This is a genomic window from Pedobacter borealis DSM 19626, assembly GCF_000708285.2.
Lineage (GTDB): Bacteria > Bacteroidota > Bacteroidia > Sphingobacteriales > Sphingobacteriaceae > Pedobacter > Pedobacter borealis.
This window is the reverse complement of sequence record NZ_JAUG01000063.1, coordinates 1-25,242: the sequence shown is the minus strand read 5'-3', so window position 1 is coordinate 25,242 and position 25,242 is coordinate 1. Positions and strand designations below refer to the sequence as shown.

Below are 25,242 nucleotides of genomic sequence, written 5' to 3'. Positions count from 1 at the left end.
GTGATAAAATTAATAAAAAGAGGGTCAAATAAACTAGGAATTGACGGAGCCATAGCTTTCACTATATTATCAAGAGTTATTCAAGCTGCTGGTGGTGTTGTAATTTTGCTGTTCGTAGCAAAATGCCTGACCAAAGTGGAACAGGGTTATTATTATACCTTCGGGAGTATTTTGGCAATACAAATCTTCTTTGAGCTGGGTTTGTCTGGTATTATAACACAGTTTGTGGCACATGAAAATGCTAATTTAACCTGGCATAATCAAATAAGTTTTTCAGGTTCGGAAGAATCGAGTTCAAGATTGGCTTCCTTGTTACGGTTTACGGCCAAATGGTTTGCCATTATTTCAGTATTGTTATTTTTTGGCTTGCTCATAACGGGGTATTTTTTTTTTAATAAATACGGGAAAGGGAATATAGATGTCAATTGGCATATTCCTTGGGTAATTCTATCCATTACAACCTCACTTTCGTTGATGGTTTCTCCAATATTAGCCTTTTTTGAAGGATTAGGTAATGTTAAAGAAGTAGCAAAGATTCGGATGATTCAGCAAGTCGTACAACTTAGTTTTGTGTTGATTTTGTTTTCTTTAGGTTACAAGCTTTTCTCAGCACCAGTTGCCGCAATCTTATCTTTTACGATAGTGCCAATATGGATTTTCTTTGGGAACAAAAGAAAATTGCTAACTTTTATTTGGCATAGGTTAGGAAATTGGCATGTTAATTACCGCTTAGAAATATTTCCTTATCAATGGAAAATAGCCCTGAGTTGGATGAGTGGTTATTTTATATTTCAACTTTTCAATCCGGTACTTTTTGCTACTGACGGTGCAGTCATTGCAGGACAAATGGGAATGACATTGACAGTTTTAAATTCTGTCATGGCATTAGGTTTTAGTTGGATAACGACTAAAATACCCAAGTTTTCAGGTTTAATTGCGAAAAAGGATTACGTTCAATTAGATGCTTTATTTAATAAAACCCTTATACAATCTGCTTTATTGAACGCATTTGTCTTAATTGTTCTTTTTGCAGTTATTATTTCTTTACGTTATTTTGAAATAAAAATTGGAGGCAAAAATTTTGCTGATCGTTTTTTATCTTATTTACCAATGTTGTTTATGATGATTCCAATATTTTTAAATCATTTTATTGCTTCTTGGGCAACTTATATGCGTTGTCACAAACAAGAGCCTATGCTAGTGCAAAGTGTGGTTATAGGAATACTTTGTTCTTCGTCAACATTGTTAATGGGAAGTTATTTTGGAGTTATGGGAATAACATTTGGCTATTTAATTTTGACAATCATAGCTTTTATTTGGACATATTTTATTTTCACAACTAAGAAAAAAGAATGGCACAATGAATGATAAACTACTCTCAATATGTATCCCTACTTATAATAGGGCTGACAAACTTCAAATAAGTCTGTTGGCAATATTAAAACAGGTTAATAAGTATCAGGATAAAATTGAAGTTATAGTCTCTGATAATGCTTCAACAGACACCACCAAAGTTGTTTTAACTGAATTGAAAAAGGAATATTCTTTCTTGAAAATTTTAAGAAATTCAATTAATCTCGGGCCGAACCTTAATTTTTTTAAACTTTCAGATGAGTATGCAACTGGTAAATATTTTTGGCTAATTGGGGATGATGACGTAATTGATTCAAATGGCATTGATATAATAATAAAAATACTTATTGAAAATCAAAATATCCCTTTTTTAGGTTTGAATTTTAGAGTATTAGCCGTAAAAGATATTGTAGGTTTTGGTTGTACTAAGATAGGTCAGGATATAAAACGCATAAAGATGAGTCAATTGCTTAGCGAACAATGTCGAGCTGAGAATTTGATGGCAACTTTTATTAGTTGCAATATAATTTTACTCGATAGGTTTAAAAACTATGATAAATCTATTTTTTCGACGAATTCTTGGGATGATTACAGAAGTTTATTTCCTCATACTCATGTGATCACATCTGTTATTAAATCTGATGAAGATGTTATTTATATTAAGGAACCATTACTTTCAGTTATGGTTCACGAAAAAGAATGGGATGATAGATTGGCGTTAATAAACTTATATTTCATATTAGATGTTTATGAATATTATAGAAAATCTGGGTATAGAAAACGTGATATCTGGAAAGTAAAACAGGCGATCATAGATTCGGGATTAGGAGCTTTAATTACGGCTAAAGTTCAATACAAATACAAATGGGGTTTTCTAAAATTCTCATTATTTGATTTTTATTTTTATAAATTGATTGTTGCTAAAATAGTAGATAAAATTACAAAAAAATTAAAGAGTTGAAAAAAAAGATATTATTAGTATTTGGAACTCGCCCTGAGGCTATAAAAATGGCTCCTTTGGTTAAGGAATTCCAAAAAAACAAAGATAAATTTGATATAAAAGTATGTGTTACTGCACAACATAGAGAAATGTTAGATCAGGTACTAGAATTCTTTGAAATTGCGCCTGATTATGATTTGAATCTAATGAAGCCAGGACAAAATCTATTTACATTAACAGCTGATGTTATCGTATCAATGAAGCCAATTTTGGAAAGCTTTAGTCCGGATTATGTCTTTGTTCATGGAGATACTACTACATCAACTGCTACTGCTCTGGCTGCGTTTTACGCAGGAGCAAAAATATGTCATATTGAAGCGGGTTTGCGAACAAATAATAAATCGTCACCATTTCCTGAAGAGATGAATCGCCAAATAACTGGTAGATTGGCTGATGTTCATTTTGCACCTACTAAACAAGCAAAGCAAAATTTATTAAATGAAGGGATTAATCCTGAATGCATTTTTGTATCAGGGAACACTGTTATAGATGCTCTTTTGTTTGCAAAAGACAGAGTAGAATATATTGAAGATCCTCAGATTGATTTCTTGAAATCTATTGTTGATACTACTAAAGATCTAGTTTTAGTTACAGGACACCGAAGAGAAAATTTTGGTGATGGATTTGTAAATATTTGTCAAGCTTTAAAGCAATTAGCGTTAGAGCAAAATGTTCAGATTATTTATCCAGTACATCTTAATCCAAATGTTCAGAAACCTGTTAATGAAATTTTAGGAGGTATAGTAAATGTAAAATTAATATCACCGTTAAATTATCCAGCGTTCGTTTGGTTAATGAAGCAAGCAAAAATAATTGTTACAGATAGCGGTGGTATACAAGAAGAAGCGCCCAGTTTAGGGAAACCAGTGTTGGTAATGCGTGATACTACTGAGCGACCTGAAGCCTTAGAGGCAGGGACGGTTATTTTGGTTGGTACTAAAACTTCTGAGATTGTAAAACAAGCCTCTGTTTTGTTGACAGATACAGATTTATATGAAAAAATGAGTAAAGCGCATAATCCATATGGTGAAGGGAATGCTTGTTTGGGAATAGTTAAAATATTCGGATAAATATGAAAAAAATAGTTTTTTTAGCTCCATTTTCAACACCAGAAAATATAAAGGAAGGAATGATGCAAAGGGTTGATGCTGTTGACAAGATGTTTGGAAATAATGAATATAAAAAGACATATATAATCCCTAGGTTTAAAACTTTTAAAACAGAGCATAAAGAAGTTGATAATAATATTGTAGAAATAAATTTATCAATTTGGCTTTCCTTTTTCTTGTTATTAAGAAAATTGAAAGATGCAGATGTTGTTTATTGTCACTCTCTTTATGGAATGAGTTTAGCAGGGATATTTTTTCTGCCCTTTTTTAAAGGAAATAATTTTGTATGGGATGTTCATGGAATAATTCCAGAGGAAATAAAACTGGCAGGGCATAGTAAACTAAAACAGTTTGTTTATTCAGTACTTGAAAGATTAGTAATTAAGAAATCAACAAAAATAATTGTTGTTACTAATGCTATGAGAAAACATTTTTGTAAAAAGTATAACGATATAAAAGCCGATTTTTTGGTTTATCCGATACTTCCAAATACCATAAATATTGAAAATGGATTTGAAGAAAAGGGAGATAAAATAAATATACTTTATGCAGGAAATATGCAGGGTTATCAGAACATTCCATTGATGGTAGAGAGTATAAAAAAGATAGTAGATATACCCAATTCTTATTTTTATATACTTACAGGCCAAAAGCAAAAAATGCAGGAAATGTTTAATATAAATGGACTAAGTGATAAGAAAAATATTTTTATTGATTCTGTTAGCCCCAATGAGTTAGATAAATATTACAAGAAAGCTCATTATGGATTTGTTTTGAGAGATGATGTTGATGTAAATAATGTTGCTTGTCCTACCAAGATAATTGAATATTTAGCATATGGTATGACTTGTATAACTCTAAGTAATAAAATTGGAGATTTTTATGAGCTAGGATTTGATTTTATTAATTTAGATAAACTGAAAATTGAAAAGCTGAAAGAAATTAAAAGTTTTAAAAATCACGAAATATATTGTAGAATAAATGCCGAAAATAAACCTTCGAAACTGACTTCTTTTATTTTAAAAGTCTAAATTATGTGGTTCTATTTTTTTTTGTTTTTTATAATCATAGGTTTTGGTTCGATTTATAAATACAAATTTACGAATCAGAGTTTATGGTTGTATATTTTTTTATGGTTTTTTCTTTTTATAGTTGCAGGATTTCGTGGAGAGGGAGTTGATAATGATCATGGTAATTATTTGATGTCTATTAAGGATAAATGGGGTATTGCTGAACCATCATTTTATTTGATATCCTATTTTTGCTACGATTTGTTGGGATCTGAAAAACTGGTTTTTATAACTTATGCTTTTTTGTCTGTTTCGCTTTTATTTATTGCTTTAAAACAGCTGGCTCCATATTTTTTCTTGTCTTTAGCAGTTTATTTTGCTTCTTGCTATGTAATACATGATTTGAATGCCATAAGGGCAGGTGTGGCAGTTGGTTTTACATTGTTGTCATTCAGTTATTGGATAGATAATAAAAAACGACAAACATTTGGGTATTTATTGCTTGCAACATTTTTCCATTTTTCATTCGCCATGTTCTTTTTGTTTTATTTTATTTTAAAAGACAATAAGAAGAACTTAAATTTATTTATATCGCTCATTCCTCTAGCTTATTTGATGTATTTTATAAATATAAATGCATTATCATTGTTGATGATGATTCCTATATCATACGTTCAAACCCTTGCTATTGCATACAGTGAGTGGAATACTGATATAGTTAAAAGCGTGAATGTGTTTAGCGTTTTTATTCTCATAAAAATATTTATTGTATCGCCTCTTATTATATTTTCAAAACCATTAGGTATAAGATTCAAAGGTTTTTATCTTTATTTGAAGATGTACATAATGGGTATTTTCTTTTTAATATTTTTAGCAGCTCTTCCGGGTGCAGCATTTAGAGTAGCAGATTTATTATGGATATGTGAATGCTTGCTCATACCGATGTTGATTGTCATTATAAATCCACGTTGGGTGGTAACTATTTTGGTTATATTACTCTGTACATTTTTGGTATGGATTAATTATGTTAATAGTGAATTTGTTAGACCTTATTATTTTGATTTTGATTTATGAGCGTAGTAGATATTGCAATGGCAACATACAATGGCGAGAAATATATTAAAGACCAATTGGACAGCATTATTTCTCAAACATTTGAGGATTGGAGGCTGTTTGTGCGAGATGACGGTAGTAATGATAATACGGTTAGTATTGTTCGTGAATACATTAAAAAAGACTCTCGAATATACTTGATAGAGGATAACTTAGGAAATCTTCGTGTTTCTCGAAATTTTGAACAAGTTCTTTCTTATTGTAAAGCCCCATATACAATGTTTGCTGATCAAGACGATATTTGGTTTGAGAACAAGATAGAAGTTTCTCTTTCTTTTATCAAGAAAGTAGAGAAAGGTGACGTTTCTACATTAGTTTTTTCTAATTCTGTATTGACAAGCGAAACTCTTTCGGATCAATTTGGAAATAACTATACACTGACAGTAGAACCTAGCCTAAGAAATTTTTTGTTTTCGAATGCGGGCTATCAAGGATCGACTATGATATTTAATGAAAAATTAAAAGAAAAGTTAGTTCCTTTTTTTTTAAATTGCCCAGTCCACGATTATCATGTTTCTTTAATTGCTCTATTGTTGGGTGAAGTTTATCATATACCATCCGCAATGATGTTATATAGACGGCACGATAGTGCAACGACAAAGCAAAATTTAACTTTTAAAGAAAGGTTGATTTGGTTGTTTAAAAACAAGTCGTTTTTGTATGATGAAAATATGTTGAATTATTTAAAGGAGATAGTCTCGACACACGAAAAACAGATTGCATTTGCAAAGATAAATTTGATAAAGGATTATTTTCAAATATTGGACAAAAAAACATCCTTATTTAAGAAGATAAAGCTTGTTCTTGAAAATAAATTTGTTTTAAGAGAAAGTAGATTTTATTTGATTTTTAAACTCCTCATACTAAGATGAAAATACTTCATGTAATAAATAATTTAGGTATGGGGGGTGCAGAAAAATTGTTATTAGATACTATACCATTGTTTAATCAAAAAGGATGTAGGGTAGATTTGTTGCTTATTGATGCTACAAATTATCCTTATTTAAATAAGTTAAAAGAAATGGATTGTTGTGATATTTATACACTTAGTTCTAAAAATATTTATAACCCCTTAAATATTTTTAAAATTATTAAATTTCTAAAAAAATACGACTTATTTCACGTTCATCTTTTTCCCGCTCAATATTGGGTTGTTTTGGCAAAGTTGATTTCTTTTTCTAAAACTAAACTAGTCTTTACAGAGCATAGCACCTCAAACACAAGAATTGAATATTCCATTTTTAGGTTTATGGATAGGTTTATTTATAGGTTTTATGATAAGGTAGTCTGTATCACATTGGAGATTAAAAATGTATTGATAAACCATGCAGATTTGGATTCAAATAAGTTGGTTATTGTAGAAAATGGAATTAACGTTGACTTGTTCAATAAAGCTAATTCTATTGGTAAAAATGACATTGATAAAAATATCTTGGAGTCAGATAAGTTGTTGATACAAGTAGCTGGTTTTCGTTATCAGAAGGATCAGACAACTACAATAAAATCTTTGCAATATTTGCCGCCTAACATTAAATTGCTTTTGGTAGGAGATGGAGTATTTAGGAATGATTTAGAAAGGTTGGTTGAGGATTTGAATTTACAAAAAAGGGTTTGCTTTTTAGGGGTAAGGCTAGATGTTCCTATACTGATGAAATCATCTGATGTTGTAATTATTAGTTCTCATTGGGAAGGAATGCCTTTATCTGTTATCGAAGGTATGGCCGTTAAGAAACCTGTGGTTGCATCTAATGTACCAGGTGTTTTTCAACTTGTTGAAGGTGTTGGGATATTGTTTGAAAAAGGTAATGAAAAGGAACTTGCTACAAAAATACAGGAGTTACTAAATGATAGGATTTACTATAATAAAATTGCAGTAGCTGGTTTTGAACGGGCAAAGCTGTATGATATTAAGGGTATGGTAGATAAACAGATTGAGTTGTATAATGAACTCTTAAAATAATGAAGGAAAACAAAAAAGTACTACATATAATAACAGTGTCGTTTGTTATAAATCATTTTTTTGGTAGACAGTTTCAGTATTTAGAAAAAAAATCCGGAAATGAATATCACTTAGGGTGTACCCCTTCAAACGATTTTTTAGGATCCTCTAAAGAATTAAAGTATATACCTTTTAGTGTTGAGATTACAAGATATATAAGCCCATTACAAGATTTAAAAGCAATAATTAAGATTTATCAGTACATAAAAAAGCATAGGATTGATATAGTAGTAGGACATACTCCCAAAGGAGGTATGGTAGCAATGATTGCTTCTTCTCTGGCAGGTGTGTCAAACAGAATCTACTTTAGGCACGGAATTATTTATGAAACAAGTAGGGGATTAAAAAAAAGTGTACTTAAAAATATAGAACGACTCACAGGTTTTTTTGCAAAAAAGGTCGTTTGTGTAAGTTATTCAGTCAAAGAAATTAGTGAAAGAGACAAGCTAAGTGATGCAAGTAAAAATGTAGTTTTGGGTTTAGGTACATGTAATGGTATCGATACAGAAGAAAAATATAATCCAGAGAAAAAAAATAAGGATGATGTCATAGAATTAAGCAATAGATACAATATTTCTTCAGAGAATAAAGTTGTTGGTTATGTCGGACGATTAGTAAAAGATAAGGGGATTGATGATCTAATTTTAGCATGGGGAATAGTTAAAATAAAATTTCCAGAAGCCAAGCTACTTTTAATAGGGCCAATAGAAGATAGGGATTCTATTTCAGAATACTCAAAGACTCAGATTAAATTAGATTCGTCAATTATATTCACAGATTTTGTACAAGATGCATCTATCTATTTTTCAATTATGGATGTTTTTATATTGCCAACATATCGAGAAGGATTTCCCACGGTTTCTTTAGAAGCTTCATCAATGAGGTTGCCAGTTATTATCACGAAAGCAACAGGTTGCTATGAGTCTATCAAGGAAAATAAAACAGGGTTATTTATTTCAAATCAACCACAAGATATCGCTGATAAAATTTTATTTTATTTAGAAGACGAAAATGTAGCCCGACAGCATGGATTGCAAGGAAGAGATTTTGTTCAGCAAAATTTTGAGCAGACTAAAATTTGGAATTTAATAGCTGAAAAACTAAATGTTTAATGAAAGTATTAATAACAGGATCAACAGGATTTGTAGGAACAAATCTTCAAGGATATATTAAGTTTTCTCATGAACTAAGGAGTTTGAGTATACGTTATAAAAAGGAACAAAAAATTGAAATAAATGAGGATATTTTAATTCATCTCGCAGGCAAAGCCCACGATTTAAAAAAAGCTGCAAATCCGGAAGAATATTACCAGGTTAATTATGAGCTTACAAAAAAGCTGTACGATGCCTTTTTAAAATCAGATGCGAAGAAATTTATATTCATAAGCTCTGTAAAGGCTGTTGCCGATGTTGTAGAAGGTATATTGACTGAAGATACGGCTCCAAATCCTCAGACGGACTATGGTAAATCAAAACTTATGGCCGAAGAATACATAAAAGCACAACCTCTTCCCAAAGGTAAGCGCTATTATATACTTCGTCCCTGTATGATTCATGGCCCGGGGAACAAAGGTAACTTAAATTTACTCTATCAAATCGTTAAGAAAGGAATTCTCTATCCGCTTGCAAGTTTTGAGAATAAGAGATCTTTTTTAAGCGTAGAAAATTTATGTTTTGTTATACAGAAGCTGATCGAAAAAGATGTTGAGTCTGGCATTTACCAGGTGGCAGACGATGAAGCACTGTCTACAAATGAAGTAGTGTCTATTTTGGCTGAATCTAGTGGTCAAACGGCAAAATTATGGCATGTTTCAAAAACGCTGATCAAGTTTGTTGCAAAGGTTGGAAATGTTTTGCACCTACCGCTAAACACGGAGAAATTAAATAAGCTCACCGAAAATTATGAAGTGAGCAATCAAAAAATAAAGGCTGCAATTGGAGAGGAATGGCCGCTGAAAACCAGAGCAGCTTTGGCTTTGACGGCTAAATCTTTCTTAGGCTAATCAAAAATTGAGATTCGGAAATTCATTGTATAGTATAGTTTTTCCTATCTTCGCAACATTAAAATAAAACCCTATGTCTGTTCTTTACGCATTATTTTTGCTCGTTATTTTGTTTGTGGCTGAGTTAGTCTATTTCAAAATCGCCGATCATTATAATATCATCGATCAGCCTAACCATCGGAGCTCACATACCGCAGTTACCATTCGTGGTGGAGGGATTATTTTTGGGGTTGCAGGGCTGCTTGCCTTTTTTCTGTTTGGCTTTCAGTATTTATTTTTCAGTATCGGATTATTTCTGATTGCCTTAATCAGCTTTTTGGATGATATGCATACCCTGAACAATAAAGTACGTTTAGTCGTTCATGGTTTATCAGTATTATTGCTATTTACGCAACTAGATGTGATTTATTTTCCATGGTATTTTACTGCCATTGGGGTAATCGTAGTGATAGGCACCATAAATGCCTATAATTTTATGGACGGCATTAACGGGATAACCGGAGGATACAGCCTTTTATTACTAGCTACACTCTATTACATTGACCAATATATCATCGACTTTACTTCTGTCGAGCTGTTGCTAACAGTAATCATATCCGTATTGGTTTTTAATTTTTTCAACTTCAGAAAGAAGGCCAAATGTTTTGCTGGCGATGTTGGTAGTGTGAGCATAGCCTTTATCATCGTCTTTCTTTTGGGACAGTTGATTTTCAAAACCCAGAATCCGGTTTATATTTTATTTTTACTCCTATATGGCCTTGATACGGTGACTACTATTTTCTTCAGGCTAATGAGAAAGGAGAACATTTTTAAGGCACATCGTACACATTTCTATCAATTTTTGGCCAATGAAAGAAAATGGCCACAATTGGCTGTTGTTGTGCTTTATTTGGTTGTACAGCTCATTATTAATCTCTTAATTGTTTTTGTTATTCAGTCTAGTTGGTTATCGGCATTATTATTGTTGATAGTGTCTCTGGTTGTTTTTGTCGCTATGCGATTGAAGGTTGAAGGCAAAAAACATCTGTTTAATTTAATTTAAGTGATGGCTGATAGAATAATTTATGGAACAGGAGGGCATGCCAGGGTATTGGCTGCCGGCTTAAATTTAAACGCTCCACCCATTTTGGGATATTTTGATGACCGCATTACCAAGCCTTTTATTCAAGACTTGCCGATTTTGCAATATGATCCCCATTCTTTTCCCAATGCAGAAGTTTTAATTGGTATTGGAAATAATGAAATCAGAAGAGCCATTGCTGCTCGGGTACAACACAAATTTGGTGTTTTTATTCATCCGCAAGCCACAGTAGCACCTGACGTAATTGTTGGCACTGGTTCTGTGATTTTGGCTGGAGCCGTTGTTCAAACGGGTGCCATTTTAGGCGCACATGTCATTGTAAATGCCAATGTAACTATAGATCATGACGCTGTATTGGGCGATTTTAGCAGTATTTATCCCAACGCCTATATTGGTGGCGGAGCTAAAATTGGATCGGGCGTTACCATAGCTGCGTGTACGGCTGTTGATCGTTTAGCTAATATTCCTGGTGTTTTTGAAGAGGACTGGTCTATACCTATGGATTTTTCTTCAACAACATAGAATTGTTACCTATTGCTGATTAAAAAACTTATCTTTAGCAAATTTTACCCTATCGAACCTTGTTTACTCAAATTAATATTGTACCCCGCTGGGTGATATTCGTGTTGGACTTGTCAATCTGTGCAGCATCGATCATTTTTGCTTATGCTTTAAAGCATAATTTGTACCTGGCAGCCGTTGATCTTCCAGAGTTGGCCAGAAATCTGTTGATTTTAGGAATCATCAATATTGCTGTATTTTTTCAGATTAAAACTTATACAGGAATCATTCGGTATACCAGTGCTCAGGATTCTTTCCGGATTCTGTTTTCTGTGATTATCAGTAATGGAACTTTCTTTTTACTGAATATTATCTATATCACTTTCTTCAAAATCAGCTTGATTTCTATAGCCATTTTGATTACCAATGGTTTAACCAGTTTCTTGTTGCTGATTACTTATCGGATTCTGATTAAATATTTCTTTATGTATGTAAAGAACCTAAATCTGGATATCAAAAAAGTGATTATTTATGGTGCTGGTGAAGCTGGTTTGGCCACTAAAAGAACTTTTGATCACGATGGAAATTTTAACAAGAAAATTGTTGCTTTTATTGATGATGATATCCGAAAGGTAGGTAAAGCGATAGATGGGATTCGGATTTTGGATGCGGGAACATTGCCTAATCTGGTAGCAGAACACGAACTGGATGAGATTATTTTTGCCTCCTATACTATTCCAGATGACCGTAAAGACCAGGTGGTGGATCTCTGTTTGGAAAACGACATTAAAATTTTAAATATTCCACCTCCCGAAGTGTGGGAAAATGGTAAGCTTCAGCCTGCCCAGATTCAAAAGTTAAATATTGAAGACCTGCTTAACCGCAAATCTATTCAAATTGATATTGAAGGTATTGGCAACATGTTGCGCAAAAAACGTATTCTGATTACTGGTGCTGCTGGTTCTATAGGTAGTGAGATCGTGAGACAGTTAATGAAGTTCGAAGTAGGGTTGATCATTCTGTGTGATCAGTCGGAAAGCGCGCTTCATGAAATTCATTTAGAACTTCAGGAGCATAATAACCAACAAAATTTCGTAGCGTTTATTGGCGATGTACGCGATTTGCAACGCATGGAGAAATTGTTCGAGAACTATAAGCCTCATTATGTTTATCATGCTGCGGCCTATAAACACGTGCCTTTAATGGAGAATAACCCGGCTGAGGCGATTAGAACCAACGTAGGCGGAACAAAATTGATCGCAGATTTATCGGTACGTTTTGGCGTGCAGAAATTTGTAATGATTTCTACCGATAAGGCTGTAAACCCAACCAACGTAATGGGGGCCTCTAAGCGTGTAGCAGAGATTTATGTACAATCATTAAATAAATCATTAAATACAGATGGCTTTATCTTTAGTAATGGTTTAAGTTATATCAACGAACAAGAGGTAAAACCGATTACTAAATTCATCACTACACGTTTTGGTAATGTGTTGGGTTCAAATGGTTCTGTAATCCCACGTTTTAAACAACAGATTGAAAAGGGTGGGCCAGTTACGGTAACCCATCCGGAAATTACCCGTTATTTCATGACTATTCCTGAGGCTTGTAGATTGGTACTTGAAGCAGGCTGTATGGGGATGGGAGGGGAGATCTTCGTTTTTGATATGGGTAAATCGGTTAAGATTATTGAATTAGCTAAAAAGATGATCCGTTTATCGGGCCTTGAACCCAATATTGATATCAAGATTGAGTTTTCAGGATTAAGACCAGGAGAAAAACTTTACGAAGAACTTTTAAATGATAACGAAAACACTTTACCAACGCACCATTCGAAAATCATGATTGGCAAGGTAAGAGAGTATGTGTTTGAAGAGATAGAGAAAAAAATATACGATTTGATCGAAGCTGCCAAATCAGGAAGCGATAGGGAGGTGGTTATTCACATGAAAAAGCTTGTTCCTGAATTCAAGAGTAAAAACTCGGTTTTCGAAGAATTGGATAAAATAATAAACAACTAATTATTAGATGAGAAAATATCTTTTGTTAGCCTTGCTGGCCACTACTGGTTTTGCGGTTAAGGCTCAGGATTCCACCCCAAACCGGATTATTCCTTACGATTATCAGTTCTATCAGAAATTTAATTCTTCGGTATACGATCCAAATTCGAAATTCCACTCTTCGATAAAAGGGTTTTATTCAGATGATCAGGCTTTAAACAGTCGCTATGATTCATTGATGAACTATGGTACGGATAGTTTAAACCATAGAAGCTGGGCTCATCGGAAATTGTTTCAAGAACATTTATTGCAGTTTAAGGGCGATGATTATAATGTTTATGCCGATTTCCTCCCTGATTTTCAGATTGGTAGAGATGTAAGCGGCAATAGAAATACCTGGTTAAATAGCCGTGGATTTCAGGTTGGTGGAAATGTAGGGAAAGCGTTTTCTTTTTATCTCAATGGTTACGAGAATCAAGGTAAGTTTGTGGATTATGTTAATAACTTCATCGTCAAAAACCGGGTGGTGCCTGGACAAGGATATGGTAAATTAGCCACCAATACGCAAGATTGGTCTTATGTAACGGCATTGCTTTCTTATACCCCGAATAAACATTTAAACTTTGCTTTAGGCTACGATAAAAACTTTATTGGAGATGGATATCGTTCTATGCTTCTTTCCGATGTTTCTTCCAATTATTCTTTCTTTAGGGCTAGAGCCACTTTGGGAAGTGTACAATATCAAACCATTTTTGCCTATATGCTTGACCCTGGAGCTGAGAAATTAGCTGCAGATAGAAGATTAGGCGACAGAGGCAAGTGGATGGCGGCACATTATGTAGATTGGAATGCAACGAAGAGATTCTCTGTCGGTTTTTTTCAGGCAGTTACCTGGGCTGATGCTGAGGTAGAAGGTAAACGCGGATTTGATTTTAACTACATTCACCCTTTTATATTTCTACGTCCGGTAGAGAATACCAATACCACTTCTCCAGATAAGATGCGCTTAGGTTTCAACCTCAAATATGAGCTCTTTAAAAAGAGCAGCCTTTACGGTCAGTTCATGTTCGATGAGTTTACCGCTAAAGAGTTTTTTAAAGGAAATGGTTATTGGGCTAATAAATGGGCCATTCAATTTGGTATCCGCGGAGCAGATTTATTCAAGGTTAATGGTTTAAACTACCTGGCTGAATTTAATACAGCCCGCCCATATACTTATGCGCATTTCAATAGATTGTCTAACTACTCGAACTATAATCAGGCCTTAGCCCATCCTTATGGGGCTAACTTTAGGGAGTTTTTAGGGATTTTAAGTTACAGTTATAAGCGGTTTGACTTCCAAGGGCAAGCTATTTATTCCAGATATGGTTTAGATCCGGAAGGAATGAATTATGGCGGAGATATCTTCAAAGACTATAACACCAGGGCTGTAGACTATGGAAGCCACGTAGGGCAGGGTATAGCCACCAATTTATATTATGTTAAAGGTCAGGTAGGTTATCTTCTTAACCCGAAGTATAATTTACGCATTGAAGTTGCCGGTACGATAAGACAGGAACGGAATGGCTTAGGCGTAAACAAGACAGGGTTATTTATGATCGGTTTAAGAAGCTCGTTTAGGAATATTTATCACGATTTTTAAGAGATAACTTTACCTGCTGACTTTGGTAATCTATTATTGAGATGCTTAGAGCCTGTTTGATTTAATTATGTTACTTATCTAACATTTTTGTCGCACTGAGTGATAATTTATTGTATAAAAATCAATATAAATAATATAAGGATTTTTAGCGTATTGTAAGCTGCGGGGAATCGTCATTGCGAGAAGGCTTTTTCAGCCGACGAAGCAATCTTACAACGATCGCTACTAGCGTGCGCATTAAGATTATTCATTTTTACATCTGTTTTTAAAGGTATTCATGAGCTCGCTTCGTTCGGTTGTCTTCGTGCCTCGCAATGACGACCTTTCTATGGAGGTCTGTCAATGGTAGCGGAGTCGATTGCTTTTAATATATCGAAAAACGGGTCTTCGACTACGCTCAGACTGACATACTAATAATTTATAATAAAATTTAAACAGGCTCTTAAAATAGCTCCTCGCTAATTTGGATGACAGGGTAATGGTTGTGCTTCTGCAGCCTGTTGTCGTTCCAGCGCTGGTCGAATCCGTTAATCAAATCCGAACAGATAATATAATAAAGTTCAGGTTCGTAAAGAAATTCTTTACAAAGTATGGTCAGCTAGTCTTTAATAGGCGAAAACGATTAACTTAATCTTCTGCCTATTTTATCTTTATTAACACCTTCCTCGAATAAGAATCCTAAGAAGTTAAAAATAAGTTTACTGATTTCAATGGTTTTTTTAAGAGCGGTCATAGGGTAGATTTTATTTTCCATAATAATCAATTTACGTCGTGCTTTAGACAAACAAATGATTAAGAAAAAAGTTTGAGCTAATGTTAATTTTATTTAAATGTAGAAACGACTTGAGATTGCATTTGAAGTCTACGTAAATGAGGCAGTAATCCCATGTTTTTCAACACCGTGAACAAATATACTGAATCATACGGACGAGTAATAATAATTTGTGTTAATTTAATGTTATGTTTTGAGAATTACTCATTATTTGCTTAACGTTTACAAAAAGCGTACAAGTTTTTAGCATCAAGTATGACATAGGTAGGGCTATCGGATGATGGTCACGCGCTCGATCCGTCACCCTGAACTTGTTTCAGGGTCTTATTTCTATTATAATTTTTCACCATATAAGGCAGTAAGAACATATAAGGCATTGAGTTTATAGGTAACTTATGTGTCTTATATGGTTCAGTTTTTTGGTCGCTATATCACAAAGGCACTAAACTTTGTGTTCTTTGTGACTTGGTGGTTAATCTTTTCTCTGCTGTCATTAATATTGATTTTTATAAATAAATTACCCCTCAGTGTGACAAAAATATTAGATAAGTAAAAATATTACATCAAATTTAAACAGGCTCTTAATATGGATCAAAATATAAGTGATAAAGAACTGTATTAATTGTTTATAATGCTTTTTACTTTGCTCCTTTTAGCGCTTTCTGTGCAGGAACTCATAACTTACCCTGCTAGGCTGCTCGTTGTTCTCTTCACCGCAACTTTTCTAACAGCCTCAATAATTGCATTTTTATCATAACCACATTCGGCCCAAAGTTCGGCCTGTTCACCATGTTCGATAAACTGATCGGGAATACCCAGACGGATTACATTGGCGTGATAGCCGTGATCGGCCATAAATTCCAATACTGCAGACCCTATTCCTCCGGGTAATGAACCATCTTCGACTGTAATTACATTTTTGTATTTAATAAAAACTTCATGCAATAAAGCTTCATCTAAAGGTTTTACAAAACGTAAATCGTAATGTGCTGGATAAAAACCTTCGCTGATTAATTCGGCTCGTGCCTCTACTGCAAAGTTACCTACGTGACCAATAGTTAATAAGGCCACATCCTCTCCATCGCAAATTTTGCGTCCTTTGCCAATTTCTAATGCTTTAAATGGCCTTTTCCAATCGGGCATTACACCATTACCGCGAGGGTAGCGGATTACAAATGGCCCCACATTTTCTTGTTGGGCGGTAAACATCAGGTTACGCAATTCTTCTTCGTTCATTGGAGAAGACACCACTAAATTCGGGATACAACGCATGTAAGCAATATCATATGCGCCATGGTGTGTTGCACCATCAGCACCTGCTAAGCCCGCTCTATCCAAACAAAACACTACGTTTAGCTTTTGAATGGCTACATCATGGATCACCTGATCATAAGCCCTTTGCATAAAACTCGAATAGATATTGCAAAAAGGCACCAGTCCTTGTGCCGCCAAACCAGCAGAGAAGGTCACGGCATGTTGCTCTGCGATACCCACATCGAACGCGCGTTTTGGCATCGCTTTCATCATAATGTTTAATGATGAACCTGATGGCATTGCTGGTGTAATTCCAACAATTTTATCATTTGCCTCAGCCAGCTCTACCATAGTATGTCCGAAAACATCCTGGTATTTTGGTGGTTGTGGCTTATCTGGAATACTTTTTTTGATTTCGCCGGTAATCTTATCGAAAAGGCCCGGCGCATGCCACTTGGTCTGATCTTTTTCTGCTAGCGCAAAACCTTTTCCTTTTACAGTAATACAGTGTAAAAGCTTAGGACCAGGAATAGCAGATAAATCTTTGATGGTCTGCGCTAAACGTTTTACATCGTGTCCGTCAACCGGGCCGAAATACCTAAAATTTAAAGCTTCAAATAAATTACTTTGTTTCAGTAAGGTACCTTTAATGCTTTTCTCTATTTTCTTAACGTACTTATGTGCATTAGGACCAAGTTTAGATAGCCCAGTAAGTACATGAGAAATATCATCACGGAAACGGTTGTACGATTTCGAGATGGTGATGCTGGTTAAATATTCTTTAAGCGCACCCACATTCGGATCGATAGACATGCAGTTATCATTCAGGATTACGAGCACATTACTGTTTTCGATCCCTGCATGGTTTAATCCTTCAAAAGCTAAACCAGCTGTCATGGCGCCATCGCCGATAACGGCAACATGCTGCCGATCGGTTTCGCCTTTTAACTGCGAAGCCACCGCCATACCCAAAGCGGCCGAAATGGAAGTAGAAGAATGGCCTACACCAAAGGTATCATATTCGCTTTCCGAAATTTTTGGGAAACCGCTAATGCCACCGTATACACGGTTGGTATGGAATAAATCCCTACGGCCGGTTAATATTTTATGTCCGTATGCCTGATGTCCTACATCCCAAATCAACTTATCGTAAGGGGTATTTAATGCATAGTGTAAGGCTACTGTTAATTCAACAACACCTAAACTGGCGCCAAAATGGCCACCGTTAACACTAACTACATCAATGATATACTGTCGTAATTCCTGGCTTATTTGTTCTAAGTCAGAATCGCTATATTGCTTTAAATCAGCGGGATAGTTGATTTTAGATAATAGGGGGCCAGCTTTTACTTGCATTCGAAATTTATGGTAAAAAACAAGATACAAAGTAAGGCAAATTTGTTTTAATATAGAAGAGAAAAATAGTGGTTTATTATTGAGCGTTAAGCGGTTGGCGGTGAGGGGTTAGCGGATGTAGGTTAAGGTTTAGGGTTTAACGGTTAGGATTGTTCGGGACTAAAAATTTTCATTATGTTTGTCTCTTCACATGCAGGCAGAGAATTTTGAAATAAAACTTCCGGTATTCGAAGGCCCCTTCGATTTGTTGCTGTTCTTTATAGAGCGGGATGAACTTAATATCCAGGATGTGGAGATTGCCAAAATCACCAACGATTTTTTGGCCTATATCCATCAGCTCCTAGCTTTAAATGTAGAAGTTGCCAGCGAATTTATCTTAGTGGCTGCAACCTTGATGCGCATTAAATCTAAAATGCTTTTGCCAAGGATTGAGGTTGATGAAGCCGGGAATGAAATTAATGCCGAACAAGACCTGATCGCCAGGCTTATAGCCTACAAACAATTTAAATCTGCCGCAGAAGAAATGAAAGTTTTTGAAGAGGAACGGTTTAAACAAGATCAGCGGGGTAATATTGCATATGATTTAACCCTGGCCGCTGCATCTTCCAGCCACCAGGATGAACTTTTATCATTGGATCTCTATAAACTTTTAACCGTTTACCACCGGACGATGCAGAAGTATGAGCTGCGCAGCGAAGAGGTTAAACACACCGTGGTACAATATCCTTACACTATCGAGCAGCAAAAACACTTTATTGCGAATCTGCTCGATATCAATAAACAGATCGATTTTGCTTTAGTGCTTAAAAATTCAGAGAATAAAGTGCATTTCGTTTATAATTTCCTGGCTATTTTAGAAATGTTGCAGCAACAAATCGTAGAGATAACCATTGGAAGCGGTTTCAACAACTTTAATGTGAAAGCATTATCCTAATACGACCTAAATTAAATTTGAATTTCTTACTTTTGCAAAAAAAATACAAACCTCATATAATGATGACACGCGACAACCAAATTTTTGAACTTATTGATAAGGAGTTAAACCGACAAGAGCATGGTTTAGAGCTTATTGCATCAGAAAACTTTGTAAGCAAGCAGGTAATGGAAGCTGCCGGATCGGTACTAACCAATAAATATGCTGAAGGCTTACCGGGCAAACGTTACTATGGCGGTTGCCAGGTAGTGGATGTAGTGGAGCAAATCGCTATCGATAGAGCAAAAGAGTTGTTCGGTGCAGCATGGGTGAACGTTCAACCACACTCTGGCGCACAAGCTAACGCAGCAGTAATGCTAGCCGTTTTGCAGCCAGGTGATAAAATATTGGGATTTGATCTTTCTCATGGAGGTCACTTAACACATGGTTCACCTGTTAACTTTTCAGGTAAACTTTACCAGCCTTTATTTTATGGCGTTGAAAAAGAAACCGGACTTATCGACTATAAAAAATTAGAGGAAGTTGCTTTAGCCGAAAAACCTAAATTAATTATCTGCGGTGCATCTGCTTATTCCCGCGAGTGGGACTACGCTTTTATCCGTGCAGTAGCTGATAAAATCGGTGCTTTGGTTTTAGCTGATATTTCTCACCCAGCAGGTTTAATCGCAAAAGGATTGTTGGCCAACCCACTTCCACATTGCCACATTGTAACCACCACCACCCATAAAACTTTACGTGGTCCACGTGGGGGTATGATTATGATGGGACAGGATTTCGAAAATCCATGGGGATTAAAAACACCTAAAGGCGAAACCCGTTTAATGAGTAACTTGCTCGATATGGCGGTTTTCCCCGGTACACAAGGCGGTCCGTTAGAGCATATTATTGCGGCTAAAGCAATTGCTTTTGGCGAAGCTTTAAGCGAGGAGTACGGAACATACATTAAACAAGTTGCGGCTAACGCACAGGCAATGGCCAAAGCATTTGTAGCTAAAGGATATGGCATTATTTCTGGTGGTACAGATAACCACTTGATGCTGATCGATCTTCGGAATAAAAATATTACTGGTAAAGTAGCTGAAAATGCTTTGGAAAAAGCAGAAATTACAGTGAACAAGAATATGGTTCCTTTCGATGATAAATCACCATTTGTAACTTCAGGTATCCGTGTAGGTACTGCCGCAATTACAACACGTGGTTTAAAAGAGACTGAAATGGAAAAGATTGTAGATTTAATCGATCAGGTTTTAACCAATCCGGATGATGAAGCTAACCTAAATAGTGTAAAAGCAGAAGTGATTAAATTGGTAAGCGCTTTCCCACTTTATAAATAAAATTATACACCAACCCTGTTGGGGTTGCCATAGAACAAGCAGTTGCATTAATTTGTAACTGCTTTTTTTGTGAAGTAAGTTTGTTAGCTTTTTTTCTTTAAAACAAACGTTTGTTTTATATATTTGAGCCAATTAATGTGATATAAACTTATGTGTGGAATAGTAGGCTATATTGGTTACAGGGAAGCTTGGCCAATTGTATTGAAAGGTCTTAAAAGATTAGAATACCGGGGTTATGATAGTGCTGGTATTGCACTGATGAATAATAGTGGTCAGCATATTTATAAAAAGGCCGGAAAAGTAGCGGTTTTAGAAGAATATGCCGAAGACAAAGATAAGTCTGGTACAATTGGTATGGGACATACGCGATGGGCAACTCATGGCGTGCCTTCCGATCGAAACTCTCATCCCCACACATCAAATGGCGGTAAGCTGTCTATTATCCATAATGGAATTATCGAAAACTACGCCACCTTAAAAGAAGAATTGACTAGTCGTGGTCACGAGTTTAAAAGCGATACCGATACAGAGGTATTGATCCACCTGATTGAAGAAATCCAGGAAATTGAAAATACTGATCTTTTAGAAGCAGTTCGTTTGGCTTTGCAGGAAGTGAACGGTGCCTACGCCATAGTGATTATGGATAAAGAACACCCTGATCGTTTAATTGCTGCGAGGAAAGGAAGTCCGATGGTAATTGGCGTCGGAGCAGGAGAATATTTTATTGCCTCTGATGCTACCCCGATTATTGAGTATACTAAAACCGTAATTTATCTAAAGGATGGCGAAATCGCCCTGATGACCAAAAATGACCTTTTAGTTAAACAATTGGATAACGTAGTGCAAACCCCTTTAATTCAAGAGCTACAGCTAAAACTTGAGATGTTGGAGAAAGGTGGCTTTGATCACTTTATGCTTAAAGAAATTTATGAGCAGCCACGTTCAATTAAAGATTGTATGCGGGGACGTATTTATCCTGAAGAAGGAAAAGTTCAGCTTGGCGGGATCAAAGAATTTGCAGAGAAATTAAAAAATATAGACCGGATCATTATTGTGGCCTGCGGAACGTCGTGGCATGCAGGCTTGGTTGGCGAATACCTGATCGAAGAATATGCCCGTATACCTGTAGAGGTGGAGTATGCTTCAGAATTCAGGTATAGAAATCCAATTATCACCGAAAAAGATGTGGTAATTGCCATTTCACAATCCGGCGAAACCGCCGATACCATGGCGGCCATCGAGATGGCTAAAGAACGTGGAGCAACTATTTTTGGGATCTGTAATGTTGCGGGGGCTTCCATCCCGCGTTTAACCCATGCTGGCGTTTACACCCATGCGGGGCCAGAAATTGGCGTAGCCTCAACAAAAGCATTTACTGCGCAGGTAACGGTTCTAACCTTGATGGCCTTTTACATGGCGCAGCAAAAAGGGACCATTACCACTTCAAAATTGATTGAGCTTTTAACCGAACTGGATCATATCCCTGAAAAGATCCAGGTTGCTTTAGAATCGAACGATCTGATCAAAGAAGTTGCAGAAAAGATCAAAGATTCTACCAACTGTTTATTCTTGGGGAGAGGTAGTGGTTTTCCTGTGGCCTTAGAAGGTGCCTTAAAACTTAAGGAAATTTCTTACATCCATGCAGAGGGTTATCCTGCAGCAGAAATGAAACATGGGCCTATCGCTTTAATTGATGAAGAAATGCCGGTGGTTTTTATTGCTACGCAGAATTCATCATACGAAAAAGTGATCAGCAATATACAAGAAGTAAAAGCAAGAAAAGGTAAAGTGATTGCGATTGTAACCCAGGGAGACACCGAGGTGAAGAAAATGGCCGATTACTGTATCGAAATTCCTGATGCTAATGAAGCCTTTTTACCACTTATAGCCACTATTCCGCTTCAGTTATTATCGTATCATATTGCAGTGATGCGCGGTTGTAATGTAGATCAGCCAAGAAACTTAGCTAAATCGGTAACAGTCGAATAATTTTATAACAAAACAAATAAATAAGGCTTTGCATTAATTTGTAGCTGCTTTTTTGTTAGCGGAGTATTAAATTCTGCAGGAGGAAAAGCGGGGCTGCAGGCTGCCATAGGCACCAATGCTAAATTCTAAAGAAATAATCTTGTTGGAGATTGAAGCGATGTTAAAAAAATAGCCTGAAAATTGAGTGGCAATCTTAAAATCTTGGTAAAAAGTAAAGGGCCGATATTCTTTAGAAGAAATATCGACCCTTACCATCTAAATTAACGCTCTCGAATATATAAACGGAAATTATCGCCGTTTTGTTTTGAGAAAATAAAAAAAATAAATTATTTCTCGTAACTGCCTAAGGTTGAGGGATAAATTCTTGCATTTCCTTTTGCATCCTGATTAAGGTAATTAAAGAAATACGGATCAGTACTTAAATCAGCGCCCTTTTTTCTGACAATGCTACCGGGAGATACCCGAAAATCTTCTAGATCTTGATTAATGAAAAGAGGATCGGTATTTAAAATGTTGCCGTTGTTGCTGTAAGCGCTGTTGGTAGATCGGATTAAATTGCTCCATAAATTGAATTGCACTATTGCAGCCGTTTTCTTTTGGATATCCAGTTCATTCGTTAAACTCCCCCATATGATATTATTGGTTAAATCTACCAGAAGTTTGTTATAAACATTTGCCGATAAATAATCTGAAAAGCTTAATGAGGCCGTTTTGCGTGGAAAATTTAAGTTATAGCCTGCGAAAGTATTTTGTTTTAAATTATAGTTCCCACCTCCTACAGCATAAATCAGGTAATTCCCGCAGTTATACATCAGATTATTAAATGCAAGGAGTTCTGAATGGTAGCCAATATAAGCTGCTACCTGCATGTTTTTAATAATGCTATTGCTTAAAATTAATTTGGGCCAAGTGTTAATGGATAAAGAATCGGATGTAATGCCAACAGATGCGTTTTTGATGATCGCGTTTTTGATAAGTCCATATCCCGATCTTTTTAAGAAAATCCCTTTCCATTGCCCAGGCTCATCGCTATATATGTGCTCCAGCCTATCGCTACAAAATAGTACAGGCTCGGTAAGGCTGCCATTAACCGCCAGGTTGCCTTCTATGTTTAAATTGGCATCCTTGTGAAAATAAATTTTAGTTCCAGGCTGGATGGTTAGTGAAACCCCGCTCTTAACAGTTAACGATCCATTAATAATGTAGGGTAAAGCTTTTGTCCAGATGGTATTGGCATTAATTGTCGATTCGTTAACAAATACAGCATTCTGTCCATAAGCTAAAAGCTGAATTACCTGTTTATTCCCATTTGTATTTAATATGATAGAATCTTGAACCAGAAAGGGCAGGTTAGTTGAATTTGGATTGATCGAAACTTTGACAAAGAGGTTTATAGAATCCCGGCCGTTTATAATGAGATCATTTTTGTGCTGCGTTTGCTCTCCGTTAATGTTAATGCTAAAAGCTGAAGTATTGCCACCTGATAACCTGATTTCGGAAACTTTAACTGCATCATTGTTCGGGTTAACGATCTTTATTCTTTTAGTTGTTGATCCTACTGAAGTAAAGATGGTATCAAATAATACTTCTTTATTAGAGATGTTTAGTTTAGCATTCAGATCTGTGGTTATACGTTCCCCTTTCCGGCAAGCTGAACCAAAGAATAAAATTAAAAGCACTAAACCAATATTTAAACGCATAAATCAAACTTAGAAAAATGTTTGGCTACTTACAATAGCGCTTAAACCGTGTAACAGTAATTATTCTGCAAAGGCAAGTGCCGCAATGCTCACTTTTGCTGCCCCAATAGCTAAGAGTGTATTGGCGCAGGCTTCAAGCGTTGCCCCAGTGGTAATTACATCGTCAACCAGTAAAATATGTTTACCGATTATATTTTCAGCAGAATTTACCTGAAAAACATCTTTCATATTTTCATACCGGTTATACCTGCTTTTTTTAGTTTGACTCTCCGTTGAAGTAGTTCGGATAAGGTGGTCTTCACTAATATCTATTCCCATTTGTGTTGCAATTCCTTTTGCAATAAAGCTACTTTGGTTATAACCCCTAATCTTATATTTTTTACGATGCAAAGGAACTGGGATAACCATGTTGATATCTTGATAAAGAATTCCGGTTTTTAGCCGCTCGCCCAGCATATTGCCTAATAGTACCCCAACATCGGTTCTGCCATTATATTTTAAGTTATGGATTAAGTTTTGAACCTTCGCTCCTTTTCTAAAATACAACATGGCCATTGCAGCATTAAGTGGTAAGCGCCCCCATAATTGCTTGGCAACCCTATTCTCTGCATGTTGGTGATAATCGGTAAAAGGAAGATCATGTAAGCATTTTAAACAAATCAACTCTTCGTGGCGAAATAAAGAATTGCCACATGCATTACATAAATTTGGGAATAGTAGTCCAAATAAGTCAGAAGTCCATTGTTTAACCAAAAGCATCTAACTAATTTATAAAATATTTTTGACTTCTGAAGTTTAAAAGGCCAAGGCGATGGAAAGGACTTCGGAACGCTAGAGGTTGAATTTTTAATCTTTTTTAGAAAAGTAGGTTCTTACTACTATATAGGTATGATTTCAGTAAATAACTTCCGAAGTTTAAAAGAGCAGGGGTGTAAGGATGACTTCGGAAGTCTATTCAGGCCACGCTGGATTTATTTCTACACTATATATATTAAGAGTGCTTTTGTTTTTTAGCAAAGCAGTGTTGGTGCTACTATGAAGGTTTGTTCCCGCTTTTCATTGCAAGTCCTCGCTGCGCTGCGGGCTTTCCATT

General features: G+C 35.6%; 20 protein-coding genes. 16 read left to right on the top strand and 4 right to left on the bottom strand.

The window, feature by feature from the left end:
- From AW17_RS16070 to AW17_RS16010, 13 genes are all read left to right on the top strand, one after another.
- Positions 1–1,368: a lipopolysaccharide biosynthesis protein gene (locus AW17_RS16070; RefSeq protein WP_051691887.1), complete on the top strand. Its 1,368-nt coding sequence runs from the start codon at positions 1–3 to the stop codon at positions 1,366–1,368.
- Positions 1,361–2,314, top strand: a complete 954-nt coding sequence (locus tag AW17_RS16065) for a glycosyltransferase family 2 protein (RefSeq protein ID WP_051691886.1) — start codon at positions 1,361–1,363, stop codon at positions 2,312–2,314. The genes AW17_RS16070 and AW17_RS16065 overlap by 8 nt, the downstream gene beginning before the upstream one ends.
- Positions 2,311–3,423: a non-hydrolyzing UDP-N-acetylglucosamine 2-epimerase gene (gene wecB / locus AW17_RS16060; protein WP_029278138.1), complete on the top strand. Its 1,113-nt coding sequence runs from the start codon at positions 2,311–2,313 to the stop codon at positions 3,421–3,423. The genes AW17_RS16065 and wecB overlap by 4 nt, the downstream gene beginning before the upstream one ends.
- A gap of 2 nt (positions 3,424–3,425) precedes the next feature.
- Entirely contained in the window at positions 3,426–4,493 is a 1,068-nt protein-coding gene (locus AW17_RS16055) for a glycosyltransferase (protein WP_051691885.1), read from the top strand.
- Between the two features lie 3 nt (positions 4,494–4,496).
- Positions 4,497–5,546 (top strand): EpsG family protein, encoded by a 1,050-nt coding sequence (locus AW17_RS16050; protein WP_029278133.1) that lies wholly within the window; start codon positions 4,497–4,499, stop codon positions 5,544–5,546.
- Positions 5,543–6,457 (top strand): glycosyltransferase family 2 protein, encoded by a 915-nt coding sequence (locus tag AW17_RS16045; RefSeq protein ID WP_029278132.1) that lies wholly within the window; start codon positions 5,543–5,545, stop codon positions 6,455–6,457. The genes AW17_RS16050 and AW17_RS16045 overlap by 4 nt, the downstream gene beginning before the upstream one ends.
- Positions 6,454–7,545, top strand: coding sequence for a glycosyltransferase (locus AW17_RS16040; RefSeq protein WP_029278131.1), 1,092 nt, complete (start codon positions 6,454–6,456; stop codon positions 7,543–7,545). The genes AW17_RS16045 and AW17_RS16040 overlap by 4 nt, the downstream gene beginning before the upstream one ends.
- Entirely contained in the window at positions 7,545–8,696 is a 1,152-nt protein-coding gene (locus tag AW17_RS16035; RefSeq protein ID WP_029278130.1) for a glycosyltransferase family 4 protein, read from the top strand. Before AW17_RS16040 ends, AW17_RS16035 begins: the two co-directional genes overlap by 1 nt.
- Positions 8,696–9,586 (top strand): NAD-dependent epimerase/dehydratase family protein, encoded by an 891-nt coding sequence (locus AW17_RS16030; RefSeq protein WP_029278129.1) that lies wholly within the window; start codon positions 8,696–8,698, stop codon positions 9,584–9,586. Before AW17_RS16035 ends, AW17_RS16030 begins: the two co-directional genes overlap by 1 nt.
- Positions 9,587–9,659: 73 nt before the next feature.
- Positions 9,660–10,628 carry an MraY family glycosyltransferase gene (locus tag AW17_RS16025; RefSeq protein WP_029278128.1) on the top strand — a complete coding sequence of 323 codons (969 nt, stop codon included), beginning with the start codon at positions 9,660–9,662 and terminating at the stop codon, positions 10,626–10,628.
- A 3-nt stretch (positions 10,629–10,631) separates the two neighbouring features.
- Complete coding sequence (locus AW17_RS16020) at positions 10,632–11,189, top strand: PglD-related sugar-binding protein (RefSeq protein ID WP_029278127.1); 558 nt, start codon at positions 10,632–10,634, stop codon at positions 11,187–11,189.
- A gap of 59 nt (positions 11,190–11,248) precedes the next feature.
- Positions 11,249–13,189: a polysaccharide biosynthesis protein gene (locus AW17_RS16015; RefSeq protein ID WP_029278126.1), complete on the top strand. Its 1,941-nt coding sequence runs from the start codon at positions 11,249–11,251 to the stop codon at positions 13,187–13,189.
- Between the two features lie 7 nt (positions 13,190–13,196).
- The gene (locus AW17_RS16010) at positions 13,197–14,810 is read left to right on the top strand and encodes a hypothetical protein (RefSeq protein WP_029278125.1); all 1,614 of its coding nucleotides are present in this window, start codon (positions 13,197–13,199) and stop codon (positions 14,808–14,810) included.
- A gap of 622 nt (positions 14,811–15,432) precedes the next feature.
- Here AW17_RS16010 and AW17_RS25185 read toward each other — a convergent pair.
- Positions 15,433–15,564 (bottom strand): hypothetical protein, encoded by a 132-nt coding sequence (locus tag AW17_RS25185; protein WP_280740040.1) that lies wholly within the window; start codon positions 15,562–15,564, stop codon positions 15,433–15,435.
- Positions 15,565–16,263: 699 nt separating this feature from the next.
- Positions 16,264–18,192: a 1-deoxy-D-xylulose-5-phosphate synthase gene (gene dxs / locus AW17_RS16005; RefSeq protein WP_029278124.1), complete on the bottom strand. Its 1,929-nt coding sequence runs from the start codon at positions 18,190–18,192 to the stop codon at positions 16,264–16,266.
- Positions 18,193–18,382: 190 nt separating this feature from the next.
- Here dxs and AW17_RS16000 point away from each other — a divergent pair, with 190 nt between their 5' ends.
- The 3 genes from AW17_RS16000 (at position 18,383) to glmS (ending at position 22,449) form a co-directional block, all read left to right on the top strand.
- Positions 18,383–19,126: a segregation and condensation protein A gene (locus AW17_RS16000; protein ID WP_029278123.1), complete on the top strand. Its 744-nt coding sequence runs from the start codon at positions 18,383–18,385 to the stop codon at positions 19,124–19,126.
- Positions 19,127–19,188: 62 nt separating this feature from the next.
- Entirely contained in the window at positions 19,189–20,460 is a 1,272-nt protein-coding gene (gene glyA / locus AW17_RS15995; protein WP_029278122.1) for a serine hydroxymethyltransferase, read from the top strand.
- A gap of 150 nt (positions 20,461–20,610) precedes the next feature.
- Complete coding sequence (gene glmS / locus AW17_RS15990) at positions 20,611–22,449, top strand: glutamine--fructose-6-phosphate transaminase (isomerizing) (RefSeq protein WP_029278121.1); 1,839 nt, start codon at positions 20,611–20,613, stop codon at positions 22,447–22,449.
- 326 nt (positions 22,450–22,775) lie between these two features.
- Here glmS and AW17_RS15980 read toward each other — a convergent pair whose 3' ends face one another.
- Together AW17_RS15980 and AW17_RS15975 are read right to left on the bottom strand one after the other, a co-directional pair.
- Positions 22,776–24,149 (bottom strand): hypothetical protein, encoded by a 1,374-nt coding sequence (locus AW17_RS15980; RefSeq protein WP_029278119.1) that lies wholly within the window; start codon positions 24,147–24,149, stop codon positions 22,776–22,778.
- A gap of 60 nt (positions 24,150–24,209) precedes the next feature.
- Positions 24,210–24,908 (bottom strand): ComF family protein, encoded by a 699-nt coding sequence (locus AW17_RS15975; RefSeq protein WP_029278118.1) that lies wholly within the window; start codon positions 24,906–24,908, stop codon positions 24,210–24,212.
- Positions 24,909–25,242 lie beyond the last annotated feature (334 nt).